The 15,418-nt window shown below is 40.6% G+C and carries 14 protein-coding genes; 2 read left to right on the top strand and 12 right to left on the bottom strand.

The genetic code is table 11. The annotated features are described in order from the left end of the window. Positions 1-8 precede the first annotated feature (8 nt). From rplB to rpsL, 8 genes are all read right to left on the bottom strand, one after another. Positions 9-833 (bottom strand): 50S ribosomal protein L2, encoded by an 825-nt coding sequence (gene rplB, locus KEM10_RS02805; protein ID WP_212213208.1) that lies wholly within the window; start codon positions 831-833, stop codon positions 9-11. 5 nt (positions 834-838) lie between these two features. Next, a complete protein-coding gene (gene rplW, locus KEM10_RS02800; protein ID WP_212213205.1) occupies positions 839-1,129 on the bottom strand; it encodes a 50S ribosomal protein L23 in 291 nt (96 codons plus the stop codon). A gap of 11 nt (positions 1,130-1,140) precedes the next feature. Then, positions 1,141-1,770 (bottom strand): 50S ribosomal protein L4, encoded by a 630-nt coding sequence (gene rplD, locus KEM10_RS02795; RefSeq protein ID WP_212213201.1) that lies wholly within the window; start codon positions 1,768-1,770, stop codon positions 1,141-1,143. Next, entirely contained in the window at positions 1,770-2,387 is a 618-nt protein-coding gene (rplC, locus tag KEM10_RS02790; protein ID WP_212213198.1) for a 50S ribosomal protein L3, read from the bottom strand. Before rplC ends, rplD begins: the two co-directional genes overlap by 1 nt. A 20-nt stretch (positions 2,388-2,407) precedes the next feature. After that, positions 2,408-2,725, bottom strand: a complete 318-nt coding sequence (rpsJ, locus tag KEM10_RS02785; protein ID WP_449508521.1) for a 30S ribosomal protein S10 — start codon at positions 2,723-2,725, stop codon at positions 2,408-2,410. 6 nt (positions 2,726-2,731) lie between these two features. Continuing rightward, complete coding sequence (gene fusA, locus KEM10_RS02780; protein WP_212213194.1) at positions 2,732-4,843, bottom strand: elongation factor G; 2,112 nt, start codon at positions 4,841-4,843, stop codon at positions 2,732-2,734. A 25-nt stretch (positions 4,844-4,868) separates the two neighbouring features. Further along, complete coding sequence (gene rpsG, locus KEM10_RS02775; protein ID WP_212213192.1) at positions 4,869-5,345, bottom strand: 30S ribosomal protein S7; 477 nt, start codon at positions 5,343-5,345, stop codon at positions 4,869-4,871. A gap of 109 nt (positions 5,346-5,454) precedes the next feature. After that, on the bottom strand, positions 5,455-5,838 hold the full coding sequence (gene rpsL / locus KEM10_RS02770) for a 30S ribosomal protein S12 (protein WP_212213189.1): 384 nt from the start codon (positions 5,836-5,838) through the stop codon (positions 5,455-5,457). Positions 5,839-6,348: 510 nt separating this feature from the next. Here rpsL and fabD point away from each other — a divergent pair. Next, positions 6,349-7,239: an ACP S-malonyltransferase gene (gene fabD, locus KEM10_RS02765; protein ID WP_212213186.1), complete on the top strand. Its 891-nt coding sequence runs from the start codon at positions 6,349-6,351 to the stop codon at positions 7,237-7,239. Positions 7,240-7,319: 80 nt separating this feature from the next. Here fabD and acs read toward each other — a convergent pair whose 3' ends face one another. Together acs and KEM10_RS02755 are read right to left on the bottom strand one after the other, a co-directional pair. Next, positions 7,320-9,209: an acetate--CoA ligase gene (gene acs / locus KEM10_RS02760; protein ID WP_212213183.1), complete on the bottom strand. Its 1,890-nt coding sequence runs from the start codon at positions 9,207-9,209 to the stop codon at positions 7,320-7,322. Positions 9,210-9,343: 134 nt separating this feature from the next. Next, positions 9,344-12,319 carry a PEP/pyruvate-binding domain-containing protein gene (locus tag KEM10_RS02755; protein WP_212213180.1) on the bottom strand — a complete coding sequence of 992 codons (2,976 nt, stop codon included), beginning with the start codon at positions 12,317-12,319 and terminating at the stop codon, positions 9,344-9,346. A 135-nt stretch (positions 12,320-12,454) separates the two neighbouring features. Here KEM10_RS02755 and KEM10_RS02750 point away from each other — a divergent pair, with 135 nt between their 5' ends. Next, complete coding sequence (locus KEM10_RS02750) at positions 12,455-13,285, top strand: carboxypeptidase-like regulatory domain-containing protein (protein ID WP_212213177.1); 831 nt, start codon at positions 12,455-12,457, stop codon at positions 13,283-13,285. A 48-nt stretch (positions 13,286-13,333) separates the two neighbouring features. On the opposite strand, the gene hisB is transcribed toward KEM10_RS02750, so the two are convergent. Then, a complete protein-coding gene (hisB, locus tag KEM10_RS02745; protein WP_212213174.1) occupies positions 13,334-14,467 on the bottom strand; it encodes a bifunctional histidinol-phosphatase/imidazoleglycerol-phosphate dehydratase HisB in 1,134 nt (377 codons plus the stop codon). A gap of 54 nt (positions 14,468-14,521) precedes the next feature. Then, positions 14,522-15,418: an alpha/beta hydrolase gene (locus KEM10_RS02740; protein WP_212213172.1), complete on the bottom strand. Its 897-nt coding sequence runs from the start codon at positions 15,416-15,418 to the stop codon at positions 14,522-14,524.

The following is a 15,418-nucleotide window of genomic DNA, read 5'->3' as shown; positions in this document are numbered from 1 at the left end:
TTAACCGGTTATTTTTTCCTTCTTTCAATGATGTATTGGTTTGAAGCCTTCTTCTTGTGACGAGTTTTATAACCCTTAGCCAATACCCCTGTACGAGATCTTGGGTGTCCTCCTGAAGAACGTCCTTCACCACCACCCATTGGGTGATCAACTGGGTTCATAGCTACACCACGTACGCGTGGACGGTTACCCAACCAACGGCTGCGACCAGCTTTACCTGAACGCTCTAATGCGTGATCTGAGTTACCAACCGCACCTAAAGTAGCACGACATGTTACCAATACCATTCTGGTTTCACCTGAAGGTAATTTTACAACGGCATATTTTCCTTCACGAGCAGCTAATTGCGCAAAAGTACCAGCACTACGTGCCATAATACCTCCTTGTCCCGGACGCAACTCGATGTTGTGGATAATGGATCCAAGTGGAATCTCGCTCAAAGGCAAGCTGTTACCGATCTCAGGAGCCACTCCTGAGCCTGAAGCAATTTCTTGCCCTACCTGCAACCCGTTAGGTGCAAGAATGTACCTTTTTTCTCCATCAGCGTATTCGAGCAATGCAATACGAGCACTACGGTTTGGATCGTACTGAATCGACTCTACTGTTGCATTAACACCGTCTTTGTCTCTTTTAAAGTCGATTACCCTATACCTCCTCTTGTGGCCGCCACCGATATTTCGGATGGTCATTTTTCCGGAGTTATTTCTACCTCCGGATTTTTTCAACGGCTTCAATAAGGACTTTTCTGGTGTGCTTGAGGTAATCGTATCAAACGCACCAATAACTTTGTGTCTCTGCCCCGGTGTCGTGGGCTTTAGTTTTCTTACTGCCATTTTTATTAGATATTGCTATAAAAATCTATCTGTTCTCCTTCAGCGAGTGTTACCACTGCTTTTTTGAAGGAATTTGTTCTACCAACAATAACTCCACTCTTAGTATAGCGCGATTTTTCTTTACCGGCATATACCATTGTATTGACAGATGTAACGGTTACGTTGTACAACTCTTCAACGGCGTCTTTGATCTGAAGCTTGTTAGCTCTCTTATCAACAACAAATCCGTAGCGGTTCAACTTCTCGCCAAGTTCTGTCATTTTTTCGGTTACAATCGGTTTAATAATAACTTTCATGACTAGCCTCCTTATACATTAAACAGTTTACCGAATTCTTCTACTGAGCTCTCCACTAACACCAAGCTTTTAGCTTTCATGATGTCATATGTGCTTAAATCAGCGATAGTAGCTACATCAGCACGTTGAATATTACGAGCCGAGCGGTAGATATTGTCGTTAGCTTCTTTCAATACCAACAATGAACGTTGTCCGTTCAACTTAAGATTAGCAACCATTGCTGCATATTCTTTAGTTTTTGGAGCTTCGAAGTTGAAGTCTTCCAAAACAGTGATCATTTGGTTTTGAGCTTTGTAAGCCAACGCAGATTTACGAGCTAACTGCTTTAATTTCTTGTTCAGCTTAAAGCCATAGTTACGTGGGCGAGGACCGAATACACGACCTCCACCTACGAATACAGGAGACTTAATGCTACCTGCACGCGCAGTACCTGTACCTTTTTGCTTTTTAATCTTTTTGGTACTTCCTGCTATTTCAGCACGTTCTTTCGACTTATGAGTCCCTTGACGATTATTAGCCAAGTATTGTTTTACATCTAGGTAAATGGCATGATCGCTGGGCTCAATTCCGAATACAGTTTCCGGTAACGTTACTTTACGTCCCGTATCTTTTCCTTCTATAGTTACTACGTTCAGTTCCATTACTTTTCAATAATTAGATATGAGCCTTTTGCTCCCGGAACAGAACCTTTAACCAAAATAAGGTTGTTCTCAGGAATCACTTTAATCACTTTAAGGTTTTCAACCTTTACTCTGTCACCACCGGTACGACCAGCCATGCGCATACCTTTGAATACTCTTGCAGGATATGACGCTGCACCAATAGATCCAGGAGCACGCAAACGATTGTGCTGTCCGTGAGTAGACTGACCTACTCCACCAAACCCGTGACGTTTAACTACACCTTGAAAACCTTTACCTTTTGAAATTCCGGTAATGTCTACAAAAGTGTCTTCTTCGAAATAATCAACACCTAAAGTATCACCTAATTTGAACTCTTGCTCAAATTCAGCGAACTCAACAACCTTACGCTTAGGCGTAGTGCTAGCCTTTTTGAAGTGACCAGCTTGAGGTTGATTGGTGCTTTTCTCTCTTTTTTCGTCAAACGCCAACTGTACAGCCTCGTAACCGTCGGTTTCCACAGTTTTAACCTGGGTAACCACGCAAGGGCCTGCTTCGATAACAGTGCATGGAACATTTTTTCCATCGGCACTGAAAACGGATGTCATTCCGATTTTCTTTCCAATTAGTCCTGGCATTGTTTAAACATTTAAGATTATCACACTTTAATTTCTACTTCTACACCACTAGGCAATTCAAGCTTCATCAATGCATCGATTGTTTTAGCTGTAGAGCTGTAAATATCAATCAAACGCTTGTATGATGATAATTGAAATTGCTCACGTGACTTCTTATTCACGAAAGTGGAGCGCAACACAGTAAAGATACGCTTGTGAGTAGGTAGCGGAATAGGACCGCTAACCACTGCACCTGTGCTCTTTACTGTCTTTACGATCTTCTCAGCTGACTTGTCAACCAAGTTGTGATCGTAAGATTTAAGTTTTATTCTAATTTTCTGACTCATAGTGGAGAACACTAATTCTTATAATAATTCTACTTTTCCTTTTGCTTCTTTTACTACTTCAACAGCAATGTTTTTAGGTACATCAGCGTACTGTAAAAACTCCATTGACGATGTAGCACGACCAGAAGAGATAGTACGTAACGCTGTTACATAACCAAACATCTCTGCCAATGGCACCTTAGCTTTCACTACACGTGCTCCGGCTTTTTCTTCCATTCCTTCTACCTGTCCACGACGCTTGTTAAAGTCACCGATGATATCACCCATGTACTCTTCTGGAGTAACTACTTCAACACGCATAATAGGCTCAAGTAAAACTGGATTAGCTTTTGCTGATGCAGCTTTAAATCCTTGACGAGCTGCAATCTCAAATGATAACTGATCCGAGTCAACCGCGTGGAATGAACCGTCGAAAAGAACTACTTTCAAATCTTCTACTTCGTTACCGGCTAATACACCGTTTAACATAGCATCTTTGAATCCTTTTTCAACAGATGGAATAAATTCTTTAGGAATATTACCACCTTTAATTTCATTGATAAATTGAAGTCCTGATTGACCTTCATCAACAGGTCCCATGCGGAACTGGATATCAGCAAACTTACCACGACCACCAGACTGCTTCTTGAAAACCTCGCGGTGTTCAACCTGACCAGTGATAGTTTCTTTGTAAGTTACCTGAGGAGCTCCTTGGTTACACTCAACTTTGAATTCACGCTTCAAACGGTCGATCAATACCTCAAGGTGAAGCTCACCCATACCTGAGATTACTGTTTGACCAGTTTCTTCGTTAGTTTGTACACGGAATGTTGGATCCTCTTCGGCCAATTTACCTAGTGCAACACCTAACTTATCCATATCTTTCTGGCTCAATGGCTCAACAGCAACACCAATTACTGGCTCTGGGAAGTCCATTGATTCTAAAACGATAGGATTTTTCTCGTCACAAAGAGTATCACCTGTACGAATATCTTTGAAACCAACACCGGCACAAATATCACCAGCACCAATCACCTCACGAGGTAACTGCTTGTTAGATTTCATTTGGAATAAACGTGAGATACGCTCTTTTTTGCTAGTACGAGTATTCAATACGTATGAACCTGCTTCAATTTTACCTGAATAGATACGCATAAAACACAAACGACCTACGAATGGGTCAGTTGCAATTTTAAATGCTAAAGCTGAAAGAGGTGCTTCGTCGTCAATCTCGTAAGATACAGTTTCTTCTGTTTTAGGATTTACTCCTTCGATAGCATCTACATCAAGCGGACTTGGTAGGTACTGAATAACTGCATCTAACAAACGCTGAACACCTTTGTTTTTAAATGCTGAACCACACATCATTGGAGTGATGGTTTGAGCAATAGTAGCTTTACGAATCACCTCAATCATCTCGTCGCGAGTAATTGACTCAGGATCTTCGAAATAACGCTCCATTAAAGCATCATCGTGCTCAGCAACAGCTTCGATTAATTTACCTCTCCACTCTTCAGCTTCATCAGCCAACTCAGCAGGAATATCTTGTAATTCGTAACGAGATCCTAATTGTTCGTCATCAAACCAAACAACTGCTTTATTCTCGATCAAATCAATTACTCCTTTGAAGTCGTCTTCTGCTCCGATAGGAATTTGAATAGGTACAGGATTTGCACCTAACATTTCACGCACCTGACGAACTACTTCGAAGAAGTTAGCTCCTGAACGGTCCATTTTATTAACGAAACCGATACGTGGTACATTATATTTATTAGCCTGACGCCATACAGTTTCAGACTGAGGCTCAACTCCACCTACTGCACAGAACAATGCAACTGCACCATCTAACACACGCAATGAACGCTCTACCTCAACAGTAAAGTCAACGTGTCCCGGAGTATCGATGATGTTAATTTTGTTTTCAACACCTTCGTGAATCCAGTTTGTGGTTACAGCGGCTGAAGTAATGGTAATACCACGCTCCTGCTCTTGCTCCATCCAGTCCATTGTAGCTGCTCCATCGTGTACCTCACCAATTTTGTGAGTGATACCAGTATAAAACAAAATACGCTCTGTGGTAGTTGTTTTACCAGCATCGATATGGGCCATAATCCCAATGTTTCTGGTCTTTTTAAGATCTGCCTTTCCCATGACAATTAAATCAAAAAATTAATGATTAAAATCTAAAGTGAGCAAAAGCACGGTTAGCTTCCGCCATTTTATGCATGTCTTCTTTCTTCTTGAAGGCTGCGCCTTCCATATTGTATGCAGCAACAATTTCAGCAGATAATTTTTCTGCCATTGATTTTCCGCTACGCTTACGTGCGAATAAAATCAAGTTTTTCATGCTGATGGACATTTTACGGGCAGGACGAATCTCCGTTGGAACCTGAAATGTAGCTCCACCAACACGACGGCTTTTAACCTCAACCGCAGGAGTAATATTTTCTAATGCTTTTTTGAAGATTTCCAATGCTGGCTTACCTTCTTTTTCAGCTTTGTCGGCAATACGATCCATTGCATCATAAAAAATACGGAATGCAGTAGACTTCTTACCATCCAACATCAGGTTGTTCACAAACTGTGTCACCTGAGTGTCGTTAAATCTTGGATCTGGAAGAATGATCCTCTTTTTTGGTTTACTTTTTCTCATCTTTCTCTTTGTTTACTTTGTTATCCCTTGGCTGTCGTTCCTAGTCTTCAACTTTTACATTTACTCAACCGGCAATTTCAATCCAAGTAAACAACTCACTACACAATTATTACTTCTTAGCAGCCTTTGGTCGTTTAGTACCATACTTAGAACGGCGCTGCGTACGACCGTCAACTCCTGATGCATCTAAAGCACCACGTACTAAGTGATAGCGCACACCCGGAAGATCTTTTACCCTACCTCCACGAACAAGTACAATACTGTGTTCCTGTAAGTTGTGTCCTTCTCCTGGAATGTAAGCGTTCACCTCTTTTCCGTTGGTTAAACGCACCCTTGCTACCTTTCTCATTGCTGAGTTAGGTTTCTTTGGTGTAGTGGTATACACCCTCACACACACGCCTCGTCGTTGAGGACATGCATCTAAAGCACGTGACTTACTTTTTTCCACCTGCTTGTTTCGTCCTTTTTTAACTAACTGATGAATTGTTGGCATAAAAATTAAAATATATTGTATTAAACAATCTTTTTTCTACTTAAAAACGGGCTTTAAAAGGTACACTTTGCCCTTAAAAACCCCACTGATTTTCAACTCCTTTGACGTTTTTAGACAAAAAAGCGCTGCAAAAGTACTAATTTTCAATTAAAAAAGTGCATCACAAGCTTTATTTTTTTTCAATTATTAGTCGAATTTCTACCTAAAAAACAATTTGTTAGAATTTTTAACACTCCATTTCGCTTAATGATCTCCTTGTCTCTCGTAATTTTCCGATTTAACTGATGCTTTGATTTTTGCAGTATTTTACTGCTCTAAACAACATTTGTACCACTTTTCTACTTTTACCCTTTTTAACTTTTTCGATTTTTCTTTTCATCCTTTGAAATTATTTGCATTACCTTTGCAGGCTGATAAAATGAGTGAATATGCTAAAAGTCAAGAACCTTTGACATAAGGATGGCAATGGTAAATAATACTTGACTGCAGTATTAATCAAAATCAAAACGCATGAAAGCATTTGTATTTCCTGGTCAGGGAGCCCAATACGTTGGGATGGGTAAAGATTTGTATGACAATTCTCCTGAAGCCAAAGATTTATTTGAAAAGGCAAACGAGATTTTAGGATTTCGTATTACCGACCTAATGTTTGAAGGTACTGATGAAGACCTTAAACAAACCAAGGTGACTCAACCTGCAATTTTTTTACACTCTGTAATATTAGCTAAAACACTTGGCGAAACATTCAAACCAGAGATGACTGCAGGTCACTCGTTAGGAGAATTTTCAGCATTGGTTTCAGCCGGAGCTATGAACTTCGAAGACGGATTAAAATTGGTTTCGCAACGCGCTTTAGCAATGCAAAAAGCCTGCGAAGCAGAACCTTCAACAATGGCAGCCATCGTGGGATTGGAAGACGCAGTGGTAGAAGAAGCTTGTGACAGCATTGAAGATGTTGTAGTAGCAGCTAATTATAACTGCCCGGGTCAATTAGTTATTTCAGGTTCGATTGCAGGTGTAGACAAAGCTTGCGAGGTACTTACTGAAAAAGGCGCTAAACGTGCATTAAAGTTACCTGTTGGTGGAGCATTCCACTCACCATTAATGGAACCTGCTCGTGCCGAATTAGCAGCCGCTATTGAAGCAACTGAGTTTAGCGCTCCTATCTGCCCTGTTTACCAGAATGTAAATGCAGCAGCAGTAACTGATCCTGCTACAATTAAAGAAAATTTGGTTGCTCAATTAACCGCACCTGTAAAATGGACTCAAACCGTTCAGAATATGATTGCTGATGGAGTATCATCTTTCACTGAAGTAGGTCCTGGAAAAGTTTTACAAGGATTAGTTAAAAAGGTAGACCGCAAAATGGAAACTACGGGTTACAGCACTTATCAGGGATAAAAAGCTATTAGCAGCTAGCTTTTAGCAATTAGGATAAATAAAAGGCAAAAGTGAATGATGGCACTTTTGCCTTTTTTATTTTAATCATCTAAAGTACTTAAATCGCCTTCATCCTCACCCAAAGCACGAGCCTTAAGTACACGGCGCATAATCTTTCCGCTACGTGTTTTAGGCAGGCTATCAACAAAAACAACTTCTTCGGGCTTGGCAATAGGCCCCATTGCTTTTGCTACATGATCAAGAATCTCTCTTTCTAATTCCTTACCCGGTTCTCTGCCTTCACGAAGAATAGCATATACATGAATACTGTTTCCTTTTAGTTCATGAGGCAAGGCTATAGCGGCAGCCTCAGCCACTGCCGGATGACTAACTACTGCACTCTCTATTTCAGCCGTTCCCAGTCGGTAACCACTTACCTTAATTACATCATCGCTACGACCAATTATCCAATAATAGTCATCTTCGTCTTTTTTTGCTGAATCTCCGGCATGATAATATTTCTTATCATCAAATCTCTTCCAATACGTTTCGTAATACCTGTCATCATCACCCATAATAGTACGTGCCATACCCGGCCAGGGATTTTTTATAACGAGTGCCCCTACTTCATTGGGAGCCACATCTTTTCCATTTTCATCAACAATACCCACTTCATGCCCAAAGAAAGGCTTGGTTGCCGAGCCTGGTTTTAATGGAGTAATGGGCAATGGCGTAATCACAAAACCGCCTGTTTCGGTTTGCCACCAGGTATCCATAATCGGACATTTACCATCGCCAATGGTTTCGTGATACCATTTCCAGGCTTCGGGATTGATGGGCTCACCCACAGATCCCAGTAAACGAAGAGAGCTAATATCATGTCTTTTCACCCACGACTCACCAAAGCGCATCAAACCACGAATAGCCGTTGGAGAAGTATACAAAATGCTAATACCGTATTTATCAATCATTCGCCACCATCTGTCGGGATAGGGATGATTAGGTGCACCTTCGTACATAAAAATTGTTGACCCATTAATAAGCGGACCATACACCATGTAACTATGACCGGTAATCCAGCCCGGATCGGCTGCACACCACCATCGATCTTCGGGTTTGACATCAAACACCATTCGATGAGTTGCCGAGGTATAAACACTATACCCTCCATGCGTATGCACCAAACCTTTAGGCTTGCCTGTTGATCCGGACGTATATAACAGAAAGAGCATATCTTCGGCATCCATCTCTTCGGTGGCACATTTATGACCTGAAATGGGCAATGATTTTAAATCGTGATACCAGTAATCACGATCGTTTTCCATGTACACATCTTCACCCGTTCTTTTCACTGTGATACAAACCTCCATGGTAGGGGACATCTCCATGGCTTTATTAACAATGGATTTTAATTTAGTAGGCTTACCTCTTCTGAATCCTCCATCAGCTGTAATTACTACACGACTTTTAGCTGCATTAATTCTTTCCGCCAAAGCTTCGTGACTAAATCCGCCATACACCACCGAATGAGCCGCCCCAATTTTAGCACAAGCCAGCATTGCAATGATCTGTTCCGGTATCTGAGGCATATAAATAGTAACAATATCACCTTTACGAACACCCATAGCTTTAAGAATATTGGCAAACTCACAAACCTCTCTGTTAAGAGCATGATACGAGAAAGTACGAACATCGCCGGGTTCGCCTTCCCAAATAAGAGCCAACTTATTTTTATTGGCTGTTTTTAAATGGCGGTCAAGGGCATTGTGTACTATATTGGTTTTTCCTCCCACAAACCATTTATAAAACGGATGATTGGAATTATCCAACACTTTATCCCAGGGTTTGTACCATTCGAGTTGTCGTGCCTCTTCTTCCCAAAAGCGTTCGCGATTTTCGATTGACGACTGATACAGGTCATCATATGATTTTACGGTGGCATATTCTACCACCTCTTTCGACGGATAATAAAAGTCTTCAGGATTCATCATACTCTTTCTATTTATGACTGATTAATAATCTTTTAACAAATCATCACAGAAAGAGTTTAACTAGCCATGTCAACTACTAAAGGAGGAATCCATACTTGACAATTGACTTACCCAACCCAACGGTAACATTTTATTTACTTATGAATGATGGCGGCCTTTTGCTTCTTTCCATCCATTAGAATTTCCAATGGCTCGGCAAAACGTACATGCTTAAAGTATTTTGTTTCTGATATCAAATCCTGCTTTTTCAATACATCAAAATTAACCATCTTATCCAAGCCATTCTGATGAATACTAAAATAGCCCACATTCATAGAGGTAACATTATGAAAGAAGTGAGATCCCAGCGAAGCATCTAACGGAAAGTTAGGTAATCCCATCTCCACAATCACCCTGGCATGCGATATTTGGGACCAATAAACAGGTATTCCGGTAAACCGATCGCGAGTACCCCATCGACCGGGACCAATCAACACATATTCTTTACCTTCTTTCTCGAAATACTTATTGAGCTCAGCCACTTCTTTACCCATTTCTTCGGTTTGGGTGCGATCAAACACATCAATATTCATATACACTACATCAGTAATATAATTGATATGCCCATTACCCATTCCTTTATTCGATTGAAGCAACAACCTTTCTTGAGGCACCTCATCAAAATTGATTTCCACATGGTTTTCAATGCGGATTAATGGTTTTATTTGCAATAGATATAAGGTAGGTAAGTTCCTTCGTCCGGCATCCATATCAACGGCAAACTCAATCTCAACGGGTGCCCCCATAGCTTGTTTAAAAAAACGGAGCAACATATCGAGTGTGGGTGCCAGGGGTATATAATCGTACTTGAGGATATTGGCAAAATTTAAGACCCGTGGGCCGCGCTTACTAAAATCGTTTACCATCCTATCGTAGTTCATGTCATACACCGAAGCACAATGTCTGAGGTTGCCATCTTCCTCGACTTCTTTAATACTGAGTTTAAGTATAGATGCATCTTCACCACCACTCTCCATATCTAGCTCTTCATCATCAAGATTAAGAGCATAGAAATATGATTGCGAATCCTTAATCTGATCCTGAATAGAATTTAACTCTAACTTAGGATGCTTGGGACAAAAACGATAAGCTTTTTCGCCACCCACTACATACTTACCCAACCCAACTCCCAACACTGCAAATCCATCTTCAGGTTTCATATACGAGAATGGATAGTAATTATACGATTGGGCCACACCACTTATGTGTGGATAATAACGATCACCCACTCGCTGGCCTACCACCTGTTGAATGATAACTGCCATCTTTTCTTCTTCAATCTTATAGTTTACAGCATCGAAATAGGCTTTGGCGGAATCGCTGAACATAGAAGCATAAACGAGCTTAATGGCTGTGCATAATTGCTTAAACCGAATATTGATATCTGAATTATTGTTGGGAACCATGTAGGTTGCATATACACCTGCAAAAGGCTGAAGCAAACTATCTTCAAACAATCCCGAAGAACGAATAGCTAAAGGACAAGTGACCTGCTCGAGGTACTGATAGAGCTTCTCATTGACTTCATCACTTAATTCAGCCTTCAGAAATAGTTTTTTAATCTCTTCATATTTCTGCTCGACAAAAGCCAGTGTATATAAATTGTTTTTTTCAATAAAATGTGTGAACTCATCTGCCCCGATAATGGCTGTTGCCGGAATACGAATATTAATATCTTGTACAATTTCATCGAAATCGATATTCTCGATAAAATTACTCAGAAATGCCATTCCTCTTCCCTTACCTCCAAACGAGCCTTCTCCGATACGTATTACATACCTACTACTTTTAACCAACGACTTCTCGAAGCTCACCACCCTCCCTCGTAAACGCTCGAGACGAACATCTTCAAAAACATCTAAAATAACCTGACGTAGTTTGGTGAAACTTTCAAAATCTTCTATACGATATGGACGAAGCCGTTTAGCAATAGTTATCTCACCCCTGGCCATCAACCAGGTTGATAAACCATTCCTACGGGCATGATACAACAATGACTCTGGCGGAACATCAGCCAGACACTGCACAAATTCTCTCAGGTTATGCGCCTCAGCCACCTTGGCACCCCGGCTATTGGTAAATACAAAATTACCAAAGCCCAGTCGTTGATGAATAAAGTTATAAATATCAAGGCTTAGACTATCGGAATTTTTATCGATAAACTCAGCATTAACCAATTTTGCTTTCTCTGCATTTTCAGGATCGGATGATTGTAGTAGCGAGGGTATCACAATTTTTGATTTCACATTTTTGATTAGCTCCACACCGGCATTTTCATCATCCAGGCCATTGCGCTTGTATTTTACATCGGAAATAAGGCAAATTAAATTATCGGTATACTTATCAACCACTTCTACCGCATCTTCGTAATTACTTACCAACAGTATTTTAGGACGAACACGCATTTTAAGCATTCGATGAATCTGTCCCAGACTTTCTTCTTCCAGAATAGCCTGTGTCTGACGCATTATAATAGAGTATAGTAAAGGCAGGTAACGGGTGTAATATTTCTGCGAATCCTCAACCAGCAGTATGATACGAACATCACCTACATGAACATCTTTGGCAACGTTTTTTTTATCTTCAACGTATTTAATCATAGCCAAAAAAACACGCGAATCACCGTTCCACACAAATACCCGTTCAATATTATCGATGTTACCACTGGCCTCATCAAAAAACTTAAGATCGGCATTGTTATTCACCAATAATAATATAGGCACCTCAGGCTCGGCTTCCTTTATTTGATGACTGATTTTTAAAGGCTGTTTCTTATCCAGTCCGGCCATTACAATCACCATCTCAAAGCTACGTTCTTTCAGCAGTAGCAATGCCTCATCGGCACTATTAACACTGGTAATTCGAGGGGCTGTAAAAAGGTTTAGCTGAAGATACTCGCCGGCTATCTTATCGAAGAAACGACCTTCGCGTACAATACTGTAGGCATCATAGTGATTGGCTACCAGCAGTATTTCGCGCACCTTAAAGGTCATTAATTCCTGAAAAATATCTTTATCCGTTACACGCCGGTTGTATATCTGCGATAATTCAAGCTCTTGGGTGGGTTCCATAAAAACACCTGATTCATTTGTTAGCAATACAGCAAATTAAACGAAAAAAACGAGCCTAAGAAATGATAAAGGTTACGCGAAGTGTTAATTATGAAAAGATTCTATCTTTGCCACTATAATGAAATAACCTAACCAATGAAATACCTTACTCTTATTATTGCATTGCTGATAAACATTTCTGTACTTGAAGCTCAACAACGAATTAAAGGAAAAATTATTAACAGCTATGATCACCCCATACCTTATGCTACTATTTCCGTTACTGGAACTAATAAGGGCTGCTACTCCAACACCGATGGTTGTTTTGAATTGATAAGCAATAAAGACAGCCTTGCCGTTAGTTGCATAGGATATATCTCGGAGCAAATTAAGATTGACGATTATAATGATACCTTATATGTAGTACTTCAAAAAAATGATATTGCCCTTAAGGAAGTGGTGGTAACATCGCAAAAAACAAAGCTTAAAAAGGTAAAAGACCAAGGTAAAATAGCCTGCTCTGTATGTGCTTCTAAAGGCATGGAAATAATTAGTTTTATTCCTGTACCCAAAGGAAGTACTCTGAATAACCTTACCTTTTATTGCAAAAGAACCCGCACCAAGCGAATAGCCGGATTGAGGCTTTACACCTATAACTATAAAAATGAGCCGGAAGAAATATTGATGACCGAAAACCTGGTGGTTGACATAGCTCCTTATTCCAATAAAATTTTGTTTGATGTTAAGAAGCTAAATATTGTAGTGCCCCAAAATGGACTTTATGCCGGACTGGTTTTTATGGATGCTAATACAGCAGAAATGAAGAAAAAAGACAAAACCAATCCGTATGTATATTTAAGCAGCAAGCATCTTACAAAGCAGACCTATATAAGAAAATACAATGATTCATTCAAACCCGAGAATTTCCCATGCTCTGTAAATAAAGAAAGGATCAGCAACCTGCAGTGTAGTTATAGTTATTATTGATAAACTATTAGCTATCAGCCAGCAGCCAATAGCTAATAGCTATTTTTTTTACAACATCCCTTTGGTACTGGGTAGTTGATCGTTGTATGGATCTTTGCGAATGGCGGCCCTGATGGCACGTGCCAGTGCTTTAAAAATACCTTCTATTTTATGATGCTCGTTGCCTCCTTCGGCCTTTATATTAAGGTTGCAGGCTGCCGCATCGGAAAAACTCTTGAAGAAATGATGAAACATCTCGGTAGGAGTATCGCCAATCATCTCGCGCTTAAATTCGGTTTCCCACACCAACCAGGGTCGTCCACCAAAATCGATGGCTACTTGCGCCAGACAATCATCCATAGGCAGGCAAAAACCATAACGCTCAATTCCACGTTTATCGCCCAAAGCCTTTTTAAAAGCCTCGCCCAACACAATGGCCGTATCTTCCATGGTATGATGTTCGTCGACATGTAAATCGCCCTTTACCTCAACCGTTAAATCACACCCCGAGTGACGACCTATCTGCTCCAACATATGATCGAAGAAATTCAATCCGGTTGATATATTGCACTTGCCCGATCCATCCAAATTAACAGCCACCTTTATGCTTGTTTCAGCAGTTGAACGCACCACTTCGGCACTTCTTTCTGATTTAAATAAAAAGGCAGCTACCTCATTCCATTGGTCAGTAAGCAAGGCACACACCTCTGTTAACCCAGCTTCGGCCAACATCTTATCTCCTGCTTCTTTACCTTGAAGTAAAATAGCTTTACAACCCAGATTCTTAGCCAGTTGCACATCGGTAATTCGATCTCCAATTACAAATGAACCTTCCAAATCGTAATCTCCTTCGATGTATTCAGTTAGCATTGCAGTTCCGGGCTTACGCGTAGGCGCATTCTCTTCGGGCAAGGTAGGATCGATATGCACCTTATCAAAGGTGATTCCTTCCCCCTCTAAAGCCTTCATCATCTTATTTTGAGCCGGCCAAAAGGTATCTTCCGGAAAAGAAGCCGTTCCCAATCCATCCTGATTGGTGACCATAGCCAGGTAGAAATCGAGTTGCTGAGCTATCTTTGATAAGTTTTGAAAAACACCAGGAAAATACTCCAGCTTCTCCAGACTATCGACCTGGTAATCTACGGGAGGTTCCACAATAAGGGTACCGTCCCGATCTATAAATAGTATTTTTTTCTTTTGCATTTAGATTAATTTTTAAATAGCTCAAGCACGAATTAGAAATTCGCGCTACCAACCTTACTTAATAATCTTGGTTTTCAACCACACTTCTAAATACTGAGTCCAATAAGCAACTGGCCTGTCGGCAGCAAATCCAAATCCATGACCTCCGGTAGGAAGAATCACTTTAGTAACATCGCCACCTTTTTCAAACAAGTTTTGGGCATATCGGTCTGAGTTTTCAACAGGCACAGCCCCATCGTTAATGGCATGAACCATTAGGGTAACCGGTGTTTTTTCAGTCACCTGGTTTTCTACCGAGAAATAATCAACCATACTAACGGCTGGATCTTTACCAATCAAATTCTCACGACTTCCCATGTGTGTGCATGCTTTATCCATGCTAATAACAGGGTACATCAATACCGAAAAATCAGGGCGAACCTCTTCTGATGTTCTTTTATCATCAACCGGATGAGTAAACAAGGTGGACACAGATGCAGCCAAATGTCCACCCGCCGAGAAACCAATTACACCCACTCTTGCCGGATTGATATTATATTCTTTGGCTTTGGATCGAACCAAATAAACCGCCTGCTGCGCATCCATCAATGGAACATAGCTTGAGTTTTCAAACAAATCATCATCGGGCAAACGATACTTCAACACAAAAGCCTCGAATCCTAGTTTATTAAACCATTCAGCTGCCATATACCCCTCGTGATCGATAGCCTCGCGAGCATATCCTCCACCGGGAATAATAATAATGGCTGGTTTGGCTTCCTTGCTTTTTACAGGGTAATGATAAAGCTGCGGAACAGTAACTCGCGAAACACGATTATTAACATCCTGCTCTTCTACCTGAACATCGTTATTAAAGGGTGCTTGACCCTCCCAAAGGTTGATTTTTTCTTTTTGACCGTACATTGTATTTGCACTCAACAGTAACACACTTAATAGAATTTGGATTTTCAT

The organism is Carboxylicivirga linearis, from assembly GCF_018271995.1.
GTDB lineage: Bacteria > Bacteroidota > Bacteroidia > Bacteroidales > Marinilabiliaceae > Carboxylicivirga > Carboxylicivirga linearis.
Note: the sequence above shows the minus strand (reverse complement) of the source record. Positions and strands in the feature narration are given on the sequence as shown.